The sequence below is a fragment of the Donghicola sp. genome (assembly GCF_025210255.1).
GTDB classification, from domain to species: domain Bacteria; phylum Pseudomonadota; class Alphaproteobacteria; order Rhodobacterales; family Rhodobacteraceae; genus Donghicola; species Donghicola eburneus.
This window is the reverse complement of sequence record NZ_JAOARZ010000026.1, coordinates 98,222-120,200: the sequence shown is the minus strand read 5'-3', so window position 1 is coordinate 120,200 and position 21,979 is coordinate 98,222. Positions and strand designations below refer to the sequence as shown.

Sequence of the window (21,979 nt, the reverse complement as noted above, 5' to 3'; positions counted from 1 at the left end):
TGGCCTACTCTGCCAAGCCCCATGCCTCTAAGTGTGCAAAGGCTTTTTCAGCGGCGATTTCCCACGTGAAAGCCCGAGCACGCGCAAGCCCTTTCGCGCGCAGGTCCTCGGCATACGCCGGATCGGTGTTGATCCGCGAGATATGGGCTACGATCTGGTCGGGCTGTCCGACTTTGGCAAAGAGGCCAGCCTCCCCCACCACTTCTGGCAGCGCGCCGCAGGGCGAAACAACAGCAATCGCCCCACGCGCCATGCCCTCTAGCGCGGGCATACCGAACCCCTCTTCCAAAGAAGGGACACAAACCGCGAGCGCCTTGTCGTAAAGTGCGGCAAGTTCTTCGTCTGACACAAAACCAGGGAAATGCACGTTGTCAGGAACGTCATGGCCCGCTGCGACAAAGTCCGCGCGAGACGCCTTGCCGAAAAGTACCAACTGAATGTTCGCCAACTCTGGCCGCGCGAACGCGCTTAAGAGGTCACCGATATTCTTGTGTGGCAGCAGGCTACTGAGGCCGACGCAAAATGGGGTTTCGTCGTTGAACGATAACCGCTTGAAGATTGCGCGATCCCCCTGGACGCGCCCGACATTCCCAGGACCATTAGGTACAATGCCGTAGTGTTCAGCTCGTCCGATCCCATGCTCCAATAAACTGACCTTGGAGTGTTCTGAAGGGGTCAGCACGTAGTTGCCCGTGGCCCCCGCTCTTCGAGAAAGAAACTCTCTCCATCTCCGCGTCGGACGGCTATAAGAGTCCGGAGACGTCATGACATGGGCATCGTGAAGCATTGTCACGTAGCCGCGCCCAAATACCGGCACCGTATTGAAAAGGCTTAGAATTACGCCGTCATAACGCAAACTCGGAAGTTCGGTTTGCTCCCAGACGATACCTGATCGACGACCATGAGCTCGCGATGGAATGCCGGTCGCCTCTGCCTTTGACAAAAGAGCCTGAGGCACCACGAGCTCGACCTGCCAACCATTCGGGTGCGCGATACTGTGCTGATGCAACGCAGCGCTCAACTCTTTGGCAACAGCATTAACGGCCGTTTCGCCGCCGGACAGGAAACGCCCGTTGATTAACAGCTTCCGCATTGGCCTGCTCGCAATAAAATGTACTGGAAAACAAAACGGCTTCGGGGCACCCAAAGGGCGCCCCAGAGCACTAAGCAAATATCGACTTAACCCTTGGCACCCTGTCCACGGGAATACACATCGTCGTAGCGCACAATATCATCTTCGCCGACGTAAGAGCCTGTCTGGACTTCGATCAGGACCATCGGCACCTTGCCGGGGTTCTCCATCCGGTGGACAGAGCCAAGAGGCACATAGATAGACTCGTTCTCGGTCACCAGACGCACTTCGTCATCGACGGTCACCTTGGCGGTTCCTTCAACCACGATCCAATGCTCGGAGCGATGGAAGTGGCTTTGGAGAGAAAGAGATGCACCGGGATGCACTTGAATCCGCTTCACCTGGAAACGCGAGCCAACGACGAGGCTCTCGAACCAACCCCACGGACGGTGATCTTTGGGGAAAGCTTCTGCCTGCAGTGCAGACTTTTTCTTCAGTTCGGATACCGCTTTTTTCACGTCCTGCGCGCGATCTTTGTGCGCAACTAGAACCGCGTCGTTCATTGCGACAGCGACGATATCTTCAACCCCGATGCCAACCAGTTCGACCTGAGGAGACTCGGACCGCAGCACGGAGTTCTTACAGTCGATTGCTGTCACACCGTCAGTGGTCGCAACGCCATCGTCGTTCCGGTCCATTGCGCGCCAAACAGCGTCCCAACCGCCAAGATCCGACCAAAGCGCGTCATAAGGTACAACTGCCAGATCCGAAGCCTTCTCCATGATGGCATAGTCGATCGAGACATCTTCGGCCTGCTCCCACGCCTCTGGCGCCAAGCGCAGGAAACCGAGGTCAGGTACGGCGTCTGCGACAGCCTTTTCGACCGGAGCGATCAGATTCGGTGCGTGCTCGTTAAAGGCTGCAATGATGTCCGCCGCACGGAACAAAAAGATGCCCGCGTTCCACAAGAACCCACCAGCATCCACCATCCGTTGCGCATTTTCTGCGTCAGGCTTTTCGACAAAGCACTTGAGCGAGGTCACACCGTCCTCAGTCTGGCCGTTCAGCTCCAGATAACCATAACCGGTCTCGGGACGGTCAGGGCGGATTCCAAACAGTACAAGTTTGCCTTTCTCTGCTGCTTTGACCCCCTTCGCAACCGCACTGCGGAACGCATCGGAATCAGGCATCATGTGATCGGACGGAGCCACCAGCATGATCGCATCAGGGTTTGACGCATACAAATGCATCGCGGCGGCTAGCACGGCAGGAGCAGTATTACGCGCCGACGGCTCAATCAGAACAGGGCCGGGATCGACTCCCATCTCAGACAATTGCTCGACCACAATGAACCGGAAGTCAGAGTTGGTCACAACCATCGGCTTGTCATAAGCGATCCCGTCGCCCACGCCACTCAGCCGTTTTGCTGTTTGTTGGAACAGGGTGCTCCCACCCACAAGCGGTACAAACTGCTTCGGGTAACTCTTTCGAGACAGCGGCCAGAGCCGTGTACCTGAGCCGCCGCACAAGATAACCGGAGTAACAGAATTCATCAGAAGAACGCCTTCAGTGTTTTTTAAATACTACAATAGAAATACTAAAATTCTACGAGGCCAAGCACGGTGTTTCGCCCGGCACTCTCAGACCTCTCTCACCTTGTACACAACATATTTTGAGCATGCCACAGTTAGCGAAGTCTTGGGCCATTAAAATAGGACCTGCACAACAAATGACCGCACAAATATTGGCGCTTGCTTTTGCAAATAGTTTCCTTCTGGATCATTTTTTCTGATCTAGGATTTTTGCCTTGCAACAGCTTCGCTGAACAATGAAGTTCGGTCTAAATCTCGATATTCGTAGTCTCATTTTTGGTCCAAAAGCGTTAGGCAGAGATAGCAGGATCTGGTTATTCTCAGTCACGGTATTTCTTTATGAATAGTTATGTATTGAACGCGCGATTCTTGATGCGCCCGCTCACTGGCGTCGATCGCGTCGCAACCGAACTTATCTCTGCATCGCTGGACGCAGGCATTCCCTCTCGCTTCAAAGATATTTTGGCCGTCCGCCCTAAGGGCACCGTCGTCGCGGCGAGTGAACGACCTAAGGATTTGCTATCGATCACCAGCACCTCTGCGTCGAAATTGACTGGCCACCCGTGGGAGCAACTGGCGCTTGCCAAAGAAAGTCCTGAGTCTTGGCTGATCAGCTTATGCAACATGGGACCTGTTTTGAGGAAAAAGCAGGTTGTTATGATGCACGACGCGCAAGCGTTTCGGCAGCCAGAGACCTATTCTCGCGCTTTCCGCAGTTTTTACCACTTCGTTCAACCCCGTCTGGGGCATCGCGCGCAAACTATTCTGACAGTCTCTGAGCATTCAAAGAGGGAACTTGAGCACTTTGGCGTGGTTCCGAAAGACAAAGCTATCGTCATCCCGAATGGTGCCGATCACATCCTTCGGCTTGCCGCCGATGCTCGTATCCTTGACCGGCACAGCCTAAGCACTGGCGGATATTTTCTGGCGATCGGCAGTCTCGCCCCCCACAAGAATTTGAAAATGCTCGTCGACGCATCCAACGCGCGTTCAGACAAGCAACGACCACTGGTGATTGCAGGCGGTGGAAATTTAGCCGTTTTTGGCGCCAATGGCCTGAGGGAATCCGAGCACATCAAAATGCTCGGGCGCGTTACCGATGAAGAACTTCGTGCGCTCTATGAAAACGCTTTTGCGCTCGTATTCCCTTCGAAAACAGAGGGTTTCGGCCTCCCCCCCGCAGAAGCTATGACGCTAGGATGTCCCGTAATTGCCTCCACGGGCGGAGCGATCCCCGAAGTGACTGAAGGCGCAGCCGTCAGCGTGTCCCCTTCCGATCAAGGTGCTTGGACAAAAGCCATGGAGAATCTGGAGCAATGCACCACTCTCTCAGACGAATTGAGGGAGCAAGGACGAGAGCGCGCGAAAATGTTCACTTGGGCTCGTGCATCTGACAAGTTCCTGAGCGTTCTAGACGATTTGCCGTCGGACTAACTTCGCTAGATCGGACCTCTTAGCAAATCACTCGTACAACATGCGTCAGAAACCTTATCTCTCCTAAAGGGATGAGATAATGCTGCGCGCGCAGCAGCGGGCGAGCTCGGCTCGCGACTTTATAAAAATGCAATCTCTTTCACTCACGAGTTGCAAAATCGGGTTTGCGGATTGTCGAAAAATAACTTATACTTACATAAAGCATTGTAAATTAGTTACCCGTGAGATTACAGCACCCAAGTTTGCCGCCTCGCGCATTGCGATTTTAATCAATCCGAACAACAGATTGTGAACACTGCTCTATCAATTTGCGTCAAACAGTTAAACGTCGGCAACATTTGGCCGTATTTCAAAAGAGTGAATGCGGATTTCCACCGGCAAAAAGTCTATATCAAATTTAGGAGTTGAACCGCATTTGATACACCTATATTTCTGCAATAGACAGCGATGGTAGATGAGATGTTCAGCGCAAATATAATAAGAAAAAAGCAGACGGCTTCGAGAGCCAAGGTGCAACACGATCAGCGTGATGTATCAGGTGAGAAGCCGCGCGCTGTTTTACCTGGCGCTGCGTTCTTTGCGATTCCGGTATCGCTTGTTTTCACCGCTTGGGTGATTGCAGAGCTCGGCATCTCACTTTGGTGGGCCTTGCCGATTTACAGCCTGATCGGAGCGTCGGTCATCTTCTTGTTCGCAGTTCTACCGCGGACTTGATCACATAATTTTGGCGAGCGAAGCGTAAACGCCCTCACGGAACGCGTTTTCGTCAAACAGACGGGCGCGGTTGACACAAATCTGAGGATCAACGGCATCAAGACCGGCATTCTCGAACCGTTCAACCGCGTCCACCAACTCCTCAACGGTCTGATTTTTAAAGAACAGACCAGTCTCGTTTTCCACCACAGAGTCCAAAATGCCGCCGCGCCCGTAAGCAATTACGGGCCGACCAGAGGCCATTGCCTCAACCGGTACGATTCCAAAATCCTCTTCTCCCGGAAAGATGAGCGCTTTGCACCGCGCCATATGGTCTTTCAAAACATCGAAGGGGGCTTTGCCTAGGAACTTGGTTTTAGGACCGGCGATAGCTTGCAGCTTTTTCACCGTCTCGTCTGGACCACCAATGACGACGAACGGCTTGTCCAATTCCTTGAAGGCTTCAACCGCAAGATCGGGCCGCTTGTAAGGCGCCAATTCTCCGACCCAAAGATAAAAATCCCCAAGCTCGGACGATGCAACAGGCTTGAAATCGTCCACCGCGACGGGGGGCGCAACAACATCGGCGTCACGGCGCCAGTACTTTTTAATCCGGTTTGCCACGTGTCCCGAATTGGCAGCGAAACCATCAACACGCGCGGCACTCGTTACGTCCCATTGCCGCAATGAATGCGCAAGCAAAGGCATCGCCATCCGTGTGATAAACCCTGCTCCATTTCGGTACACATGATACTGGTCCCACAGATATCTCATGGGCGAATGACAATAGCACAAATGAGGCGTATCCGGCGGCGCGATCACGCCCTTCGCGGGGCCAGATTCGGAAGAGATAACAAGGTCGTACCCAGTTAAGTCCAACTCTTCCAACGCCCGAGGCATCAGAGGCAGATATTTCTGGTACATCTTGGTAGCCATCGGCAAACGGCCGACCCGCGTCTCAATAATCTTGTGCTTCGTTAGCGTAGCACTCAACTTTGCGGGATCGGCCACGTGCGTAAAAATGTCGGCTTGTGGAAACATACGGCAGAGGGCCTCTATGACCTTTTCGCCGCCGCGCATTCCCACAAGCCAGTAGTGAATAATCGCTACACGGCCAAACTCGTTACCACTCACGTCCTTGTCCTTATTCTGCCGTCGCTACGACCGGAGAGAGATCCATCCCCTCTAGGTACACAACGAGCGTATCGCCAGGCAGCAGTGTAGTCGCGTCGCTGATATCCTCAGGGGCAACACGGTCCGCACGCGGTCCCTGCAGCACATACGTCAGGTTAACAGTGTCAGAATTGAGCAGCGCGCTGATACTACCGCTGGTTAGCAACGCCAACTGCTCGAGGATATTCGAGTACTGCAAGGACAGAGAATCCACGCGAACCTGATCCTCCTTGAGGAAGGTCAACGCTTCGGTCCGGCGAGTGCTCTGGTACTGGCTACGCTCGGCTTTGGCATCAGCCACCGATTGGGTCGCAAGGACGCGCGCCGACTCCAACTCGATCTCGCGCGACCGCGCGTCGGCGTCCCGCTGCTCGGCGGCAGCCAAGCCAACGTTGGTCTGCAGGCCCCGCGCCTGCAGATCCCGTGCCTTGGCCAAATCATCAGCAGCGCTGGCAACAATGTCTTGCTGGACCTGAATGCGTTCACCAAAAAGCTGAATCTGCTTCTCAATCGAGGCGATCTCTTCGGCCCAAACGGACATCAACTCTTTTTCCTGCGCGGCCTCTGCTTGCAGGATCAGGTTTGATTTACTCATAATTTCGCTCAGATCGACGGCGTCTTTCGCAGGAATGAGGGCCTGAAGCTCAGGGCTCAATTCAACGACATCCTTGCCATCCAGCACGGCTTGATATCGCGCAATGTCCGCCACTGTAGTCGCAATTTCCAAGTTAGCAGTTTTAAGCCGTGCCTCTAAGTCACTACGCGTGGTTTGGAGTTCGTATCGCGAAATCCCCGCCAGTTCACTGCCGCCCGACAACGCCAGCGCCGATGCGACCGTCATGCCTGGAGTAAACTCGAAACGACCTGGTCGCGCCACATCCCCCGCCACGACAACAGGCGCATACTCTGTCAACTGCAGGCTCACAATCGGCTCAATGAACATGCCAGAGTTGATGATGTCCGCCTCGAGCTTTTCTTCAGCCTCATCGAGCGTCAGACCAGCAACCGTCACACCGCCAACGTTCACGACGCGCATCTGGCCATTGATATCAATCTTGACCTCGGCCGGCTCACCCAAACCCGAGTACATGAACTCTAGCGTGTCCCCCGCCACCAAGCGGTACGAGTCAGCCATAGCGCCAGAGACCAACAGAGAGAACGAAGCGATCGAAAAGCCCGCAACGCGCAGGAACTTTGAACCGGTTGAGTATCGCAAAAGACACCTCGGAATACTTAAATTTTCACTTACAAAAAGGCAGTAGAGAAATGTAAGCCGATAAAAATTCTAAATTTACATGTCCAAGAAGACATTTCATTAATCGTGTATAGACATACTCTCTCGCCACCAGCGTTTAAAGCGAAAAAGGCAAAATTGTGCCGAGTGACTCTATTTTACCCATAACGCCCCCAAAGTTTGCGCAACGTCGATTAATGCAATGCTCATCCTTTCATTTACTCAATCGCTCATCGTATCAAATTTTTACCTTTTTGATATTTTTAATAACCCTAGCGTTTCGAAAATTCTCTCCAGCAATAATACTTCATCAACTCTCATCGCAATTCCTTCCCTAGTCGGCTTCTTTACTATAAAGTTTAATCTCAGATCATCGTATCCTCGGTTTTAAATGTTTTCCTTCAATCGCCTTTTCGGCCGCGAGGTCGAACCTGCAAACTCCAAACTATCGAGCCCGCAGCTCTCAGAACCGCTGTTCGTCATTGGCGACATTCACGGATGCCACGATCAACTGGAGACTTTGCTCGAGAAAATTTGGCAGGCCGAAGGGTATGATGCGCGTATCATCACGGTGGGCGACATGATTGATCGCGGGGCGGACTCCTCTGCCGTGCTTCAACGCCTCATCGCGCTCCAACGTGTGGCAGGGTCCCGCCTGACCTGCCTCAAGGGGAACCACGAGCAAATGATGCTCGACTTTCTCGCAAAGCCTGAGTCGGCAGGTCTTCGCTGGATTCAGGCAGGTGGCCTTAACACACTCGAGTCGTTTAACGTTACTTGGGGCGGGCAGTTAAATAGCCTGACAGCGATCGCTGAACAGTTATCCGAGGCGCTGGGCTCGGATCTGCTTGCCTGGCTTCAGGGGCTGCCAACCTTCTGGGAAGAAAGCAATGTTGGCGTTGTCCACGCGGGTGCAGATCCCATTGCGCCCCTCTCGGATCAAAAGGACGATAACCTGATTTGGGGGCACAGTGATTTTCGCAAAGTGCGACGCCCTGACGGACAATGGATCGTTCACGGGCATACCATCGTCAAAGAGCCGCGGATCAAGAATGGGCGCATTTCGATCGACACAGGCGCCTACACCGGCCGACCGCTCACGGCCGTCGAAATTAACGACGGGCAAATCATGTTCTTGCAGAGTTAATCAGATCTGGTCGCGCCTGTGCTGAACAGCGCTCCGGGTGTAGGGTGTTGGCGCGATCTCTCGACGGTAAATGGACCCTTGCCGATACTCCTGCGCACTCCCCTCCACAGGTTCATTCTCTTTTTCCGGCGATGCCCTAAGAAACCAAGCCCCGGCACCGAACAAAAACGCGATGTAGGAATAGCTCCCTGCCCACACATGGACTGTGGTCAAGGTCACGCACAGCCCGCAAATCGTGAACACCCAAGCACGCCGTTTATCCGCCAGCGACGATCCCTCTGGTAGCGGTCGGAAAGCCACGCGCAGTACCAAGTACAGCACGCCGGCAGCCAAGGTCATGAACCCGGGGATCCCCCAGCGCATCGTCGTTAAAAGCCAAAAATTATCGACACTTGCTCCCATATAAGCTGGACGGACCCAGTCATTCAGTCCAATCCCGAACAGCGGGCTCGTCCACACGTTCACCATACCCCAATCAAAGATGTAGAGCCGTGTGTAAGCCGAATGCGCTGAGAAGGTTGCATAAGTCAAAAAAACGCGCATCGGAGAACGACTAGAGGCGATGTCCACCACGATGTAAGCCAATACCAGCAACCCAAGGAAAATCAGCCAGCGGGCACGGACGGTACGGAAAACCCATTGCCATCCTATCAACATAAACTGCAACGCGGCTGCCAGCAGCGCTCCGCTGGATAGCGACAGAAACGTGGCAAAAGACACAAGCCCTGCATTTCGGAGCCGGTGGGTCGGCGCGATATCCTGCTTGAGACCAACCCACACTAACGAGATCGCGGTCGAGCAAACGAGCCCGTATAGAATGGGGTGTGGGAACACGACCAGCACACGGTGCAGCCCCATCCTCTGGTCCATCTCAAAAGGGAGCGAGGCAGTAAAAAACGGAAGCCGGTCAATCAGTTCTGGCACCAAGGCACGCCCCGTGAGCGCCTCGATAAGAGCAGGCACAAGGCTGAGGACAACAATGGCAGCAAAGAACCGACAGAATGCGCCAAAGCTCTTCTGGTCTCGGATGGACGCGCGCGCGATCAAATAACCGCCTAGAAACTCAACGGATGCGGACCCCGTCGCGGAAACAAGGGAGGCCGGATTATTGACCGCCAGCGACAGGCTCACCCAGCATAAGTGCATCACGAACAAAACGTCGGTCACGATCACGCGTCCAAAATGCCCGATCACCAACCGGACGAAGAGCGGTCCCGCCACCAACAAGAGGTAAAACCTCAGTGCATTCATCGCCAACGGCCCGAGTTGAAAGTCGACCGGCAGAAACAAAGCAATCAGGTACAGTCGCATCAGCCATATCGCGCCCGTTCCGGTCTCGTGGATTGCGGGTGCAAAAGAGCGCGTGGTTTCAGGATTTAGACTTACCATCGCGTCCAGTTATTCCCCCCAGCGAAATATAGACAACGGTGCACCCAGCTCTGAGCGATCCAACAGCGCCCCGGAGACAGGCTTAAAATTCTCAGGTCGATAGGGTTTTCCAGCGAATGGGTTTGCAAAAACGCGGGGATAGTAGCCGCCCTCAAACGCCTCGAGGTCTTGTACAATTGCGTTTCCCACCTGTTTCCAGCCGGCCTGAACCTTTGGAACGCGTGACGCAACGTTGGCTGTGACAATCACATTCCGAGACGAGTCGGCGACTTGAATTCCAGGCATATTGGCAAAAGTGCCCCGAATCCCCGGCTCAGAGCGACGAGGCACACGAATCAAGGTATTCCGTCGGATGGTCAGGCCATCGGTCTCCCCCACAGTGATTCCATGAAAATGGTTATTCAGGATGAGATTTTCTTCGATTAAGATATCGCGGTAGTACATCGACAGATCGCCACCCTGCATATCGACCGCTTCATTCCGCATGAAGATCGACTGCGTATGATCGCCAATTCCGACCGTCAAAAAGTTCCGCCGAATGACAACATCGGTGGTCGGATAATCAGCATTCATTGACCAAAACTGAATCATGTCAGCATGGTCGCGCGACGCAAAACTGCGGCGGAAATCACGTATGACGTTGCCCTCAACCCGCAAACCGGTGGCTTTGACAAAGTTCATGCCGTCTGACCGCAGGTCATGGAGGTCGTTCTCGGCAATCAAGACATCCGTCCCTTCACCCACAACCAAACCTCGGTAGAACGACCGGATCTCGCTGCCCTGAAGCGTGAACCGTGTCACGTGCCGAGCGCTTATACCTATGCCAGCCGCATAACCGTTATCCTCGGGGCCGCGCCCTGACGCGACATCGCCGTCGAAAATCACATCGGTGAATCGGATATTTGTCGAGTCTTTGATATGAAAAGGCCGGGTCTGACCCGGCGCGTCTCCAGGCGCAAAGATGTAGTCAAACAGCACGCCCTCAAATGCCAGATTGCGGGCGCCGGTAAGTTTCAACCGCGTAAAAATCGGCGGCGATGCGGCTGCAGCTCGCAAAATCACGGGCTCTGCATAGACTGGCGGCACCGGCCCGTCAGCCGACAGATCAAGCTCGCCATAATCACCCGCTGCCAGCAACAAGACCTCGCCGCCTTTTGCCTGCTTCAACGCCTTGAACAAGGCTGCACGATCTTGCACGAAAATCTCCTGCGCCCAGAGGCTTATGGGCAAGCAGCACATTACAAAGAGCAAAAGCCATCGCATCTAGAACTGCCCCGCAATGCGCTGCGCGACATAGGCTGCGCCTTCGGAAGTGTAATGGTTTGAGTCGAACAGAAACGGCACGCCGTCGACCTCGGCAAGGCATTCTCCCATCGGACACGCGACATCCAAGAGCGATACATAGGTGGCGCCAGCCTGCTCAACCAGCTCATGCAGCGCCCTGTCCCGCGACCACAAATCGGGTTGAAGATGAACAGCCTGCTGCGCCTGAATGGGGGCCCCCGACATCGCGGCTCTGGCCAATATTTTCGGGAGCGTAGCAGTGTATGTCACCGTGTCTCCCAGAACGACGACCTGCTCAACACCACTGGCGCGCAGATGGTGAATTCCCTTTACCAAAGAGTTTAGTTCTGACGGTCGCCAGACACCGCTGAGGGCAACAATTTTGGGCCGGTGGTTGGGCACCCAGTCATAGTAGATGAACCTACTCAGATCAGTGCAAAAATCTGTCGCATTGGGATCTGGCAGGGGGCGACAATTGGTTGAGGACGCCTGCATGACGTTCAAATCGGGCCGCGCAGCCGCCAAAGCCTGCCACAAATGCGCGGCGTGGCTGTCTCCGAAGAGCAGAAGCGCGGGACGATCGTCTTTTTTGAGACAAGCGGCTTTGTCATAAGCCTCAAATCCCCCACTGTGCGGGTCAAGGTGACACGTATCGTATCGCCAACTTGCTTTGAACGACGGGGCATCGAAGTAGCTGTCGTATCTGTCCAACTCAGCGACCTGAGGCACATAGCCTCGGAGCATTGTCGGGGACACGCTCAACCCCCAGCCGACGCCAATCCCCGCGATTATGGCCAGCGCTGCGGGCCGAAGAATTGCCCCGTTCGTCGCACTCGACGGCAGAGAGCGGAACGGCCGCTCGACATAGCGCGAGGAGACCACAGCAAGTGCAATGGACACCGCTCCCAGCGCGATCATTTCGGACAAATCAAGAACCGGATCGGTACGCAGCTTCCACAGAACGATCACGGGCCAGTGCCAGAGATACAGAGAATACGAGATCCGTCCGAGCCAAACTGGTACTGGCCAAGATAGAACCCGAGAGACCGAGCCCCCATGCCCCGCAATAACGAAAACCGCACCGACGACTGGCAGAAGCGCCGCCGCGCCGGGGAACACTGTGTCTTCACTCAAGCCAAAGATTGCGACTGCGAGTAGCGCAAAACCTGCCAGACCGCTGATTTCGGCCACGCCTTTTGGCAAGCGCGGCGCAAAGAGTGCCAGTAGTGCACCCGCACCCAACTCCCAATAGCGCGTTGGCAAAAGATAGAAGCTGGCGCGGGGCATCTGATCACTTGCGTAGAACGATAGCCCAAGGCTGATCGCCACGCTTAGCCCTACCAGTTGTAAAAGCCATGGTCGTGCGTAGAGCCACATCAGCCAAAGTATAAGTGGCAAAATGATGTAGAACTGCTCTTCAATGCCCAAGGACCAAGTGTGCAGCAACGAGTTCTCTTTGGCATCCGGCGTGAAATAATCGACTTGAGACCAGAAATGGAGGTTTGAGATGAAAAGCAGCGCCGCGATAATGGACTGACCCATCTCGCGCATTTCAGACGGCAACATGACACGTGAGCCAACGAGGGTCGTTACGGCCAAGACGACGCAGAGCGCAGGCAGGATCCGAAGCGCACGTTTTCGGTAAAACCCAACAAGGCTAAACTGCCCCGCCTTAAGGTCGCGCATCAGAAGTCGGGTGATCAAGTAGCCCGAAATGACAAAGAAAATGTCGACGCCAACAAAACCACCCGGCACCCATGACACCCCGAGGTGGAACAGTAGCACCGACAGCACTGCAATAGCGCGCAAGCCATCGATATCAGCGCGATAGCCCATCTCAACAAAACCCGAACAAAACACCCATAAACATGGATCAAAATGGTAAAATCATTAATAATCTGTGATTTAGCTTAACAAATCAGCCGAGATTTGTCGCCAAGCTTTCTGCGGCCTAAGCGGACTCAAGCCTTCTTTCGCCGACGACTTTGGCTGGTACTCCGGCGGCGATGGCAAATGGGGGAATGTCCTTGGTCACAACCGCACCCGCCGCAATGATCGCGCCATCCCCGATTGTGACGCCTGGCATGACCATAACGCGCGCGCCGAGCCAGACGTCATCGCCAATGACCACATCGGCTTCGTCCATCGCTTGCGAGGTTACGGGCTGCCCATCATTAAATCGGTAATTCGCTGCCGTGACCAACACGCCTGGCCCCATCAGGACGTCGTTCCCGATATGGATCGCCCCAAAGGCAGGGCCCGCCCATAACGTGCTCTCTGCGCCCAAATGCAGCCCCCGTCCCGCAGTGATGCGCTCGGGATTGGCAAAGCTTGTCGTCGGACTGATTTGCGACCCTGCCCCCAGTTTCAATTGCCGCCGCGGCGCCACATGCGTGTGATTGTAATGATTCACGATCCGCAGCAGATGCAACCATGCTCTGGGGTCGAGTACGCCTGACAGCAAACGCCAGAACCTTTGGCCTTTGCTCAACCGAATTTTATGCGCAGGGCCGGAGAAAGGGGCAGAAGAATTCAAAGCATTCTCCACAATACAGAAACAATACCTCGGGCACCATACCCCATTCCGCACAAAGCAAAGACACTTTTTGCATCCTCGCGCGGGCGTTACGACATGTCAGGCACATTTGCTTGACCCTCAGGACAAAACAGACTTTGAGTGGCCCCATAATTTCAGCGTTTTTGGGGCTATTTTGTTAACCCGCCGTAAAATTCTTGTCGCTTTTCTGCTCGGACTGATTCCTTTGGCATCATGCGCCGCACCCCGTATTATTGAGGGCGGCCTGACGCCTTATAATCCTGTAGGGACCGCATTACTGGAACCGGCGGGCCGTGTCTGGATCCCCATAGAGGCGCCGATTACAGGCGGGCAATCAGGAATCCTGCCGATCAACAATGGCGACGGGTTCTGGATGGTCAGTGACCGCGGCACATTGACGGAGCTACAAGCTGACCGAGCCGACGATGGGCAGCTCGAACAACTCAAATTGGTGCGCAATTATGATCTCCGCATAGGTCATCCCGATGCCAATGTGGCACAGATGACGAATGACGCCGAGGATTTAGCCTATGGACCTGACGGGGCGATATATGTCTCGTTCGAGGGATATGGTCAGGTTGCGCGCCTAGGGGCAGATCACGTCACACGCGAGAATTTGGTAAACCCTGATGCGTTTGTCCGTGCCCAGGGAAACCGTCTTTTCGAAGCGCTGGCACGAATGCCTGACGGCAGTTTTATTGCCCTCCCAGAAGAGCGCCCGCAGCATCTTAAACTCTTTGCATTCGGTTCAGCGCCGCGTGATGACAGCTCAATCCCCGTTGTCCACATCCATCCTGACCGGCGCCTAGAAAGCGGCTATGCGACACTGACCAGCGGCGGCTGGATTCCGATGTCGGACGGGTGGGCGATCTCTGCGGCAGATACGGCGGATGACGGCTCGGTTTGGGTTTTGGAGCGCGCGATCGGATTCACAGGTTTTTCGAGTCGCATCCGGCGATTTTCCTTAACCGCCGATGGCCTACCGGACTGGGAAAACGGGCAGGTCATGCTAGAGACCCGCCCGGGAGATTTGGGGAACATGGAGGGTATGGCGCTGTGGAGACCCGCCCCTGATGCCCCTCTGCACATCACGCTGGTGTCCGACAACGACAACTCCAGCTTTCGCACCACGCTGGTGGCAGAGTACATCTGGCCAGACGCCCCCTGACTACCACATCGCTAGGATCGCGCTCGCTTCGGTCCCTGTCGCCCAAACACGCGCGGCACGGACGGGCAGCAGCGTTCCTGCAGGGACTGCGGCATAGGTCACTTCTTGCCCGCCAGCCATCGTCACATGCAGATCACCTCCCGCCCCTACGTATAAGGCGCGTGGCAACACTGTCAGGTCCCCTGTGTCATTGGGTGTAACGCTCTGTGCCGAACGAATGGGCGAAGTCAGGCTATCGCTGTAGTCTTTGAAAGTATCCATGGTCTCTTGCTCTGATTGTTTGCAAATGCGCAACATTTCTGGTCAACCATTCTTCCCAGCGGGTTTTTTCACCGCACGGTGGTAAAACATCGTTAATTTTTAAGTGCTGTTAATATTTTGACCCTCTTCGGACCACGGTCCGAGACATCTGATTTATCGAGTTTTCCGTTTCATGCCCTCTTCGCCCGCGTCGTTTGAGCCAAAGTCCCGTCGTGTCTTGATTGTTGTCGAAAACCTACCCGTCCCGCTGGACCGCCGTGTCTGGCTCGAAGCGACGGCGCTGACAGCCGCGGGGTACCAAGTGTCAGTGATCTGCCCGACGGGTCGTGGCTGGGATGCCGAGTTCGAAGTGATCGACGACGTACATATCTACCGCTACCCCGCCCCGCCAGAGGCGCACAGCGGCGCCAAAGCCTATGCCGTCGAGTATACTCTGGCGCTTTGGCATATGTTCCGATTGGCGCGAAAGATCTGGAAAGAGCGTGGCTTTGACGTGATCCATGGCTGCAATCCACCCGATTTGGTCTGGCTTCTGGCTCTAGCGTACCGCCCGCGTGGGGTGCGCTACCTCTTCGATCATCACGATGTTTGCCCAGAACTCTTCGAGGCTAAGTTCGGCAAAAAGGGTCTCTTGTACAATGTGATGCTTCTGTGGGAACGGCTTACTTTTGCGTGCGCCAAGACCTCAATCGCGACCAACGAGAGCTTCCGGCAAATTGCGATCAGGCGTGGGAAGATGAAGGCCAAGGATGTCTTCGTCGTCCGATCTGCTCCCAAGGTCGAGAAATTCGAGATCCGGCCCGCCGACCCTGCCCTGCGCCAAGGCTTCGGCACCGTGCTGGGATATGTTGGCGTGATCGGCCAGCAAGAAGGCATGGACCTGCTTGTTGAGGCCGTTGATCACCTTGTGAACCGTGCGCAGCGCCCCGATGTGCATGCCATCATCGTGGGCTTCGGCCCCGAACTGGACACCATCAAAACCGATGTGCAGCAGCGCCGGCTGACAGAGCACTTCACTTTCACCGGCGCGCTCTACGGGGATGATTTGCTCCGGGCGCTCAACAGCTGCGATATCGGGGTCGCGCCAGACCCGAAGAATGCGATGAACGACATCTCAACCATGAACAAGGTCATGGAGTACATGACGCTGGAGAAGCCCGTTGTTCAGTTCGATCTGACCGAAGGTCGCGTTTCGGCTGGGACCGCCTCTCGGTATGCCAAGGCAAACGATGCCACCGATTTCGCTGCCCAGATCGCTTGGCTCATGGATCACCCCGACCAGGCCCGCGAGATGGGCAGACGCGGGCGCGAACGGGTGTTCGAGGCCCTGTCGTGGGATCATTCTGTGCCGCAGTTGTTGGCCGCCTATGACCGTGTCTTCAGCTAAACCGCGCGGCACGGCCCCGCGCCCAGCCGTGCAAAACGGGCAGACGGCTCAGCACGAGGTGAGCCCACAGCCGTGGGTTGCGCGGCGTGATGCAGCGCGCCGCCTCAAAGTATCGACGCGCCAAGGCCGGACGCCCGATCCGCATCAGGTAACTGCCCGCCGCAGCGTAGTGACCAGCCATTTCCGGGCCCTTGTGCCCAGCACGGCGCAACTTGCCCGTAATGTAGGAATAGCTCAGCACCGAGTACCTTGGGTTGTGACTAACGTGGTCGTTTCCATGGCTCACGCGCGGGACATAGCTAAAGACGTAAAGTGGCTGTGGCACAAAGCCAAACTTGCCCTGCTGGGTCAGCCGCAAGGTAAAGTCCCAATCCACGTTATTCCTGAGCCGCTCATCAAAGCGCCCCGCTGCCAGAACTGCATCCTTTTTCAACAGCATGGTTGGCATGTCGATGAAATTACCGCGCAGCGTTTCGGCAAACAGATCACCACTCAGGATCCGGCGGTGGGGCGGCGGCAGCACCCGCGCAGCAGCCATGCTGCGCATTTGTTCCGTCGTGTCCGTGTGGGCGATCGCCGCGCTGTAGACCCCGATATAGTCCTCTGGCAGCGTGCAAAGCAGGCGCATCTCTTGCTCGAACCGATCGTGCAGACTGACGTCGTCGCTGTCCATAAACGCGATCAGATCGTGAGTAGCAGAAGCGACACCAGTGTTGCGCGCCGCCGCTGCGCCCCCGTTCTGCGCACGTCTGACCAGCCGGACACGCGGGTCGTTCAGCGCAGCAACAGCACCTTCGATATCGTCGGTCGAACAGTCGTCGATGACCAGAATTTCGAGATTGGGATAGGTCTGCCGGCAGATGCTGCCAACCGAGCGCGCCAAGGTTGCCGCGCGATTGTAGACCGGGATGATGACACTGATAAAATCACCGTACTGCAAAGGATTGCCCCGCGGTAAAACTAATTAAAACAATACAATTCAATATGGCTCGCATACGGCGATCCTTGGTCAAAATTACTGTGAAAGCGTTTACGGTGCTACAAATTTATCGAGATATCTGGGGAATTCTGACCCAATCCGAGCGGAGGCAATTCCTGCTTCTCTTGGGAATGACGCTCTGTATGGCACTGTTCGAAGTCGCGGGCGTCACCCTGATTATGCCGCTTTTGTCGCTGATCAACGATCCTTCTTTGGCTCAGACCGACCCCCTGATTTCCTCTTTCGCGAACCTGACCGGGTCAGAGGATCCGCGGCAAGTGACCCTGACCTTCGGGATGACCGTACTCATCTTGTTACTTTCAGGGATGGTCGTTAGGGGGGCAGGCACCTACGCTCAGACGCGGTTCTGCATCATGCGCGCCTACGGGCTGTCCTTGCGTTTGCTAGAACTGATCCTCTCACAGCCTTATGTCTGGTTCTTACAGAGAAACACGGCAGAGTTCGGCCAGTCGCTACTTTCTGAAATCGATCAGGTTGTTCGCCGCACGTTTTTACCCGCCGTTCTGCTCATATCAAACGTGACTGTCGTCGCGCTGATCAGCCTGACGCTGTTTCTGGCCAATCCCTATGTTGCTTTGGGCGCGGCGGGTTTGCTGACCGCACTCTATCTGGGCCTTTACGCGGGTCTGCGCGGGCAGCTTGATGCAATGGGCCGCGCCCGAGTTCAACACAACCGCGCCCGCTTTCAAACGGTCAGCGAGATCGGTCAAAGCCTAAAGGAAATCAAGGTCATGGGCCTTGAGGATTTTAGCATCACGCGCTTTGATAAACCTGCCCTTGGAATGGCACAAAGCCAAAGCACCGCCGCGATCCTGACGCGCCTGCCGCGCTTTGCGATCGAGGCGGCGATCTATGGCGGCTTTGTCGGAATTGTACTGTTGATGGTTGTCTTTTCGGAACGGGATCTATCGCAACTGGTTCCGCTGTTCGGGTTGATCGGCGTGGCCAGCATGAAATTGTTCCCCGCCCTGCAGCAGATCTACGGAAACCTTGCCTACATTAAGTTCTCCAATGCCGCTTTACAGGACCTTTGTCAGACCGCACGGACGCTGAAACCACGAGCAAATCAGGACGATGGCGGCAAGCTGGAGGTGAAAAAAGGAATTCGGATTGATCACGTATCCTTTAAGTACCCAGATGCCGATGGGCCTGCGCTGCAGAACCTGTCCCTTGATATTCAAGCGGGCAGTTCTGTAGGATTTGTTGGCGGGACCGGAGCGGGCAAAACCACGCTGAACGACATCCTTCTGGGGTTGCTGCATCCCGATCAAGGCGATGTCAAAGTGGATGGCTTCCCAATAAACGGCAAGACGCTCGCAGCTTGGCAGCGCTGTGTCGGGTACGTACCCCAATCCATCTTTCTGAGTGACACGAGCATTGCGGCAAACATCGCTTTTGGTGCAGAGCAGATCGACATGGACAGAGTTGTCCGCGCGGCCAAGATTGCGCAAATCCATGATTTTGTGATGGACACCCTGCCATCGGGCTATGACACGCAGGCAGGTGAGCGTGGGTCCAGTTTCTCCGGGGGGCAACGACAACGGATCGGGCTCGCCCGCGCGCTTTATAATACGCCAGAAGTTCTGATCCTCGACGAGGCGACTTCTGCCCTCGACAACATTACCGAGCGCGCGGTTATCGACGCCATTCACGCGTTGGACGGAGTGACCGTCATCATGATCGCGCACCGCCTTACAACCTTACGCGACTGCGATCAGATCATGCTTCTAGAGCAGGGTACTATTGCAGAGTGCGGGACATATTCCCACCTGGTGACCAATAGCGCGCGCTTTCGGCATATGGCGCAGCCCCAATCGGCCACTTCTTAAAAACCATTTCAACTATGGATCAAAGGAAGCGCGTTTCCCGCGCCGATGCCGCTTGTCTGCCACATTTCAGGTCAGATTTCTCCGGTCAATGAGCCTGCCTGCGTGGGGCAGGTGCAAGACGGGTAGGACCGGATATGACTGACCTTTATGTGTCCTCGGCCGAGGACCTTTATGCGGCGTTGGCACACGCCAAAGCGGGACAACACATCTACCTAGAGGCCGGAGAATACGATGATATCGCGATATGGTACGGTCTCGGAATCGATTTAGACCTGAACGGCGTCACACTCGCGTCCGCAGACCCGAGCGCCCCCGCAGTCATTCATAATTTCGAGGCCAAGGGAGTCTCCAATCTTACCATCTCCGATGTCGTTTTCGACTACGACTACAGAGTCGGACAGCCCACCTACAAAAGACCGTTCGAGTTTATTGACTGCAGCAATATCACGCTGAGCCAAGTAACATTCGAAGGAGACATGGCGACAGATCTCTCGCCCGAGGCAGACGGGTTTGGCACTGGAATTGGCCTTTCGGTCAGGGGCAACGACAGCTTCACCCTCACAGACAGCGCCTTGCACGGTTTCATGATCGGCGCGAGTTTCGGAAACAGCACGAATGTCAGTGTCACCGGAAACGACATCAGCGAAATGCGCATCGACGGACTGACTTTCACCAAGATGCAGAACGTTACGATCGCGGGCAACACGATCCACGATTTTCTCCGCAGCCCCACGGCTGGCGACCATGCGGACATGATCCAGTTTTGGACGAACGGAAACGTGACGCCGACCACAGACATCCGCATCCTGAACAACACACTAATGACTGCAGATGGCGACCCGAGCCAGGGCATTTTCATCGGAAACGAAGCTCTGGCCCAAGGCTTTGGCGAGGAGATGTTCTATGAGGGCCTCGAAATTTCTGGAAACACCCTGCTCCTTGAGCACCTGAATGGAATATACGTGGGTGGCGCGCGCGATCTTGTTGTTTCGGAGAACACCGTGCTCAATCCCGCTTCTCAGGCAGAAGACAGTGCGCTTCCGCGCATTCGGGTCGATCCCATTTCAAGCGAAGTGACGATTACAGGGAACCTCGTGACCGACATTTGGGGCGACAAAGGTCAATCAGACTGGCAGGTTTTCGACAATATAGAACCCCCCAACGCAAACCCCGAAACTCTGGAACTGGTTAGTTCAGACACGACCGTCTGCCGGCTTTTGCCACCAACCCCAGTGAGCGATAGTTTTCGCTTTGCACCTCATCAGGACGATCTAGAGCGGGCCGCGCCACAAGATGACATCCCGATCACCTGGGACCAAATCTCCGAGGCCGCCCATATCACCGGGCAAATCGAAATGGCGATTATGTACTGACCCAGTGATTTCCTGCTCATGCTATAAAGGAAGAAAGTAGCCATGAGTAAGAGTATGGACGAGACCGTCAAACGCTGGACAGCGAAGCGAAAGACCGCCCTTGTGATCGAGATCATTCAGGGCAAAACCACGGTGGCGGAAGCCAGCCGGGCCTATGATCTGACGCCGTCCGAGATCGAAACTTGGGTCGACGACGCCAAGAAGGGGATGGAGAATTCCCTGCGTGCGACGCCGCAAGACATCCACGCGCGGTACGAGAAGCAGCTCAAAGACCTACAAGAAGCCTATGGCGAGGCCATGCTCGAGTTGCGCGCTCGAAAAAAGTTCCAGGCCCTCATGGAGCGGGAGGACGGCAATTGATCCGGACGCTCCATGAGGGCCTGCTGGCGGACGGGATCAAGGTCTCGATCACCAAGCTCTGCGCCTGGTTCGGCGTTCCAAGGCGGACAGTTTACTACAGGCCCACAAAGTCAGCGGCCAAGATCGATCCGCGTTTCGCAGAACCGATCAAAGCCATGATCGAGGAAGAGCCTTCCTTCGGTTATCGAACCGTGGCTTGGCTGTTAGGGTTCAACAAGAACACCGTGCAGCGGATTTTCCGCATAAAAGGATGGCAAGTTCGCAAGCGTGCCATCGGAATGCGCCCTCGTATTCAGGCTGTGCCCTCAGTTGCCACAGCTCCAAACGAGCGCTGGTCCACGGACCTAGCCCGCGTTTGGACAGGAAAAGACGGTTGGGCCTCGCTGGCCTTGGTCATCGATTGCCACACGCGGGAGCTTCTGGGCTGGCACATCTCCAGATCCGGAAAAGCGACCACCGCCAGCGCGGCTTTGGAACATGCTTTGATCAGCAGGTTTGGCGCCCTTGGCCGCGTCCAGAACGAATTCCTGCTTCGCTCAGACAACGGCTTGGTTTTTACAAGCAGACACTTCACGGCACTGGTCCGCAGCTATGGCCTGAAACAGGAGTTCATCACCCCGCATTGCCCGCAGCAGAATGGCATGGTCGAAAGGGTCATCCGCACCCTCAAAGAACAATGCACACACCGACATCGCTTCGAGAGCATCCAGCACGCCACGCGAGTCATCGGCGACTGGATCAGCTTTTACAATAACCGCCGCCCTCATCAGGCCCTTGCTATGCGCACGCCTGCCGAGGCATTCAGATTAACGGCCTAAACTGAGCAGAAAACGCTGGGTCATTACAATTACGCAAGCCGATAACACAAATGTTCACCTATATCTCGGTGAGCCTGAATTTATGTAACTCTGTTAACCAAATATATACTGCTCTTTTGTGATAAATTGATCGAAAGGCCCAATCCAGCGTCACTCTGCAACCCCAACGAAATCTCGCAAACTTTCGCCTCTGATTTTCTTGTTTTCC

19 protein-coding genes are annotated in these 21,979 nt (G+C 55.3%); 9 read left to right on the top strand and 10 right to left on the bottom strand.

Translation table 11 applies throughout. The features are described from left to right. Positions 1-4 precede the first annotated feature (4 nt). Positions 5-1,093, bottom strand: a complete 1,089-nt coding sequence (locus N4A58_RS12745) for a glycosyltransferase family 1 protein (protein ID WP_293710154.1) — start codon at positions 1,091-1,093, stop codon at positions 5-7. Positions 1,094-1,179: 86 nt separating this feature from the next. After that, positions 1,180-2,625: a mannose-1-phosphate guanylyltransferase/mannose-6-phosphate isomerase gene (locus N4A58_RS12740; protein ID WP_293710152.1), complete on the bottom strand. Its 1,446-nt coding sequence runs from the start codon at positions 2,623-2,625 to the stop codon at positions 1,180-1,182. Positions 2,626-3,036: 411 nt separating this feature from the next. On the opposite strand from N4A58_RS12740, the gene N4A58_RS12735 reads away from it, so the two are divergent. Continuing rightward, positions 3,037-4,098, top strand: coding sequence for a glycosyltransferase family 1 protein (locus N4A58_RS12735; protein ID WP_293710325.1), 1,062 nt, complete (start codon positions 3,037-3,039; stop codon positions 4,096-4,098). Between the two features lie 510 nt (positions 4,099-4,608). Beyond that, the gene (locus N4A58_RS12730; RefSeq protein ID WP_143095381.1) at positions 4,609-4,812 is read left to right on the top strand and encodes a hypothetical protein; all 204 of its coding nucleotides are present in this window, start codon (positions 4,609-4,611) and stop codon (positions 4,810-4,812) included. Here the strand turns inward: N4A58_RS12730 and N4A58_RS12725 are convergent, their stop codons facing one another. Next, complete coding sequence (locus N4A58_RS12725) at positions 4,813-5,871, bottom strand: glycosyltransferase (protein ID WP_293710148.1); 1,059 nt, start codon at positions 5,869-5,871, stop codon at positions 4,813-4,815. It lies immediately after the preceding gene. Positions 5,872-5,935: 64 nt separating this feature from the next. Continuing rightward, complete coding sequence (locus N4A58_RS12720) at positions 5,936-7,180, bottom strand: polysaccharide biosynthesis/export family protein (protein WP_293710146.1); 1,245 nt, start codon at positions 7,178-7,180, stop codon at positions 5,936-5,938. A gap of 409 nt (positions 7,181-7,589) precedes the next feature. On the opposite strand from N4A58_RS12720, the gene N4A58_RS12715 reads away from it, so the two are divergent. After that, on the top strand, positions 7,590-8,345 hold the full coding sequence (locus N4A58_RS12715; RefSeq protein WP_293710144.1) for a metallophosphoesterase: 756 nt from the start codon (positions 7,590-7,592) through the stop codon (positions 8,343-8,345). Here the strand turns inward: N4A58_RS12715 and N4A58_RS12710 are convergent, their stop codons facing one another. The 4 genes from N4A58_RS12710 to N4A58_RS12695 form a co-directional block, all read right to left on the bottom strand. Then, entirely contained in the window at positions 8,346-9,656 is a 1,311-nt protein-coding gene (locus N4A58_RS12710) for an O-antigen ligase family protein (protein ID WP_293710142.1), read from the bottom strand. It abuts the gene before it with no gap. Positions 9,657-9,743: 87 nt separating this feature from the next. Next, positions 9,744-10,931, bottom strand: coding sequence for a right-handed parallel beta-helix repeat-containing protein (locus N4A58_RS12705; protein ID WP_293710140.1), 1,188 nt, complete (start codon positions 10,929-10,931; stop codon positions 9,744-9,746). 66 nt (positions 10,932-10,997) lie between these two features. Further along, positions 10,998-12,854, bottom strand: coding sequence for an acyltransferase family protein (locus N4A58_RS12700; protein WP_293710138.1), 1,857 nt, complete (start codon positions 12,852-12,854; stop codon positions 10,998-11,000). Between the two features lie 115 nt (positions 12,855-12,969). Next, a complete protein-coding gene (locus tag N4A58_RS12695; protein ID WP_293710136.1) occupies positions 12,970-13,482 on the bottom strand; it encodes a DapH/DapD/GlmU-related protein in 513 nt (170 codons plus the stop codon). Between the two features lie 19 nt (positions 13,483-13,501). Here N4A58_RS12695 and N4A58_RS12690 point away from each other — a divergent pair, with 19 nt between their 5' ends. After that, positions 13,502-14,743 carry an esterase-like activity of phytase family protein gene (locus tag N4A58_RS12690; protein ID WP_293710134.1) on the top strand — a complete coding sequence of 414 codons (1,242 nt, stop codon included), beginning with the start codon at positions 13,502-13,504 and terminating at the stop codon, positions 14,741-14,743. On the opposite strand, the gene N4A58_RS12685 is transcribed toward N4A58_RS12690, so the two are convergent. Next, positions 14,744-15,004, bottom strand: a complete 261-nt coding sequence (locus N4A58_RS12685; protein ID WP_293710132.1) for a hypothetical protein — start codon at positions 15,002-15,004, stop codon at positions 14,744-14,746. A gap of 172 nt (positions 15,005-15,176) precedes the next feature. Between N4A58_RS12685 and N4A58_RS12680 the strand changes: the two genes are divergently transcribed. Continuing rightward, positions 15,177-16,391, top strand: coding sequence for a glycosyltransferase family 4 protein (locus N4A58_RS12680; protein ID WP_293710130.1), 1,215 nt, complete (start codon positions 15,177-15,179; stop codon positions 16,389-16,391). Here the strand turns inward: N4A58_RS12680 and N4A58_RS12675 are convergent. Then, the gene (locus N4A58_RS12675) at positions 16,384-17,331 is read right to left on the bottom strand and encodes a glycosyltransferase (RefSeq protein WP_293710128.1); all 948 of its coding nucleotides are present in this window, start codon (positions 17,329-17,331) and stop codon (positions 16,384-16,386) included. The genes N4A58_RS12680 and N4A58_RS12675 overlap by 8 nt on opposite strands. 182 nt (positions 17,332-17,513) lie before the next feature. Here N4A58_RS12675 and N4A58_RS12670 point away from each other — a divergent pair, with 182 nt between their 5' ends. From N4A58_RS12670 to N4A58_RS12655, 4 genes are all read left to right on the top strand, one after another. Beyond that, positions 17,514-19,220, top strand: coding sequence for an ABC transporter ATP-binding protein (locus tag N4A58_RS12670; RefSeq protein ID WP_293710126.1), 1,707 nt, complete (start codon positions 17,514-17,516; stop codon positions 19,218-19,220). A gap of 134 nt (positions 19,221-19,354) precedes the next feature. Then, a complete protein-coding gene (locus N4A58_RS12665) occupies positions 19,355-20,593 on the top strand; it encodes a right-handed parallel beta-helix repeat-containing protein (protein ID WP_293710124.1) in 1,239 nt (412 codons plus the stop codon). Positions 20,594-20,635: 42 nt separating this feature from the next. Continuing rightward, complete coding sequence (locus tag N4A58_RS12660) at positions 20,636-20,953, top strand: DUF1153 domain-containing protein (protein ID WP_072704661.1); 318 nt, start codon at positions 20,636-20,638, stop codon at positions 20,951-20,953. After that, a complete protein-coding gene (locus N4A58_RS12655; RefSeq protein ID WP_293710121.1) occupies positions 20,950-21,771 on the top strand; it encodes an IS3 family transposase in 822 nt (273 codons plus the stop codon). The genes N4A58_RS12660 and N4A58_RS12655 overlap by 4 nt, the downstream gene beginning before the upstream one ends. Positions 21,772-21,979 lie beyond the last annotated feature (208 nt).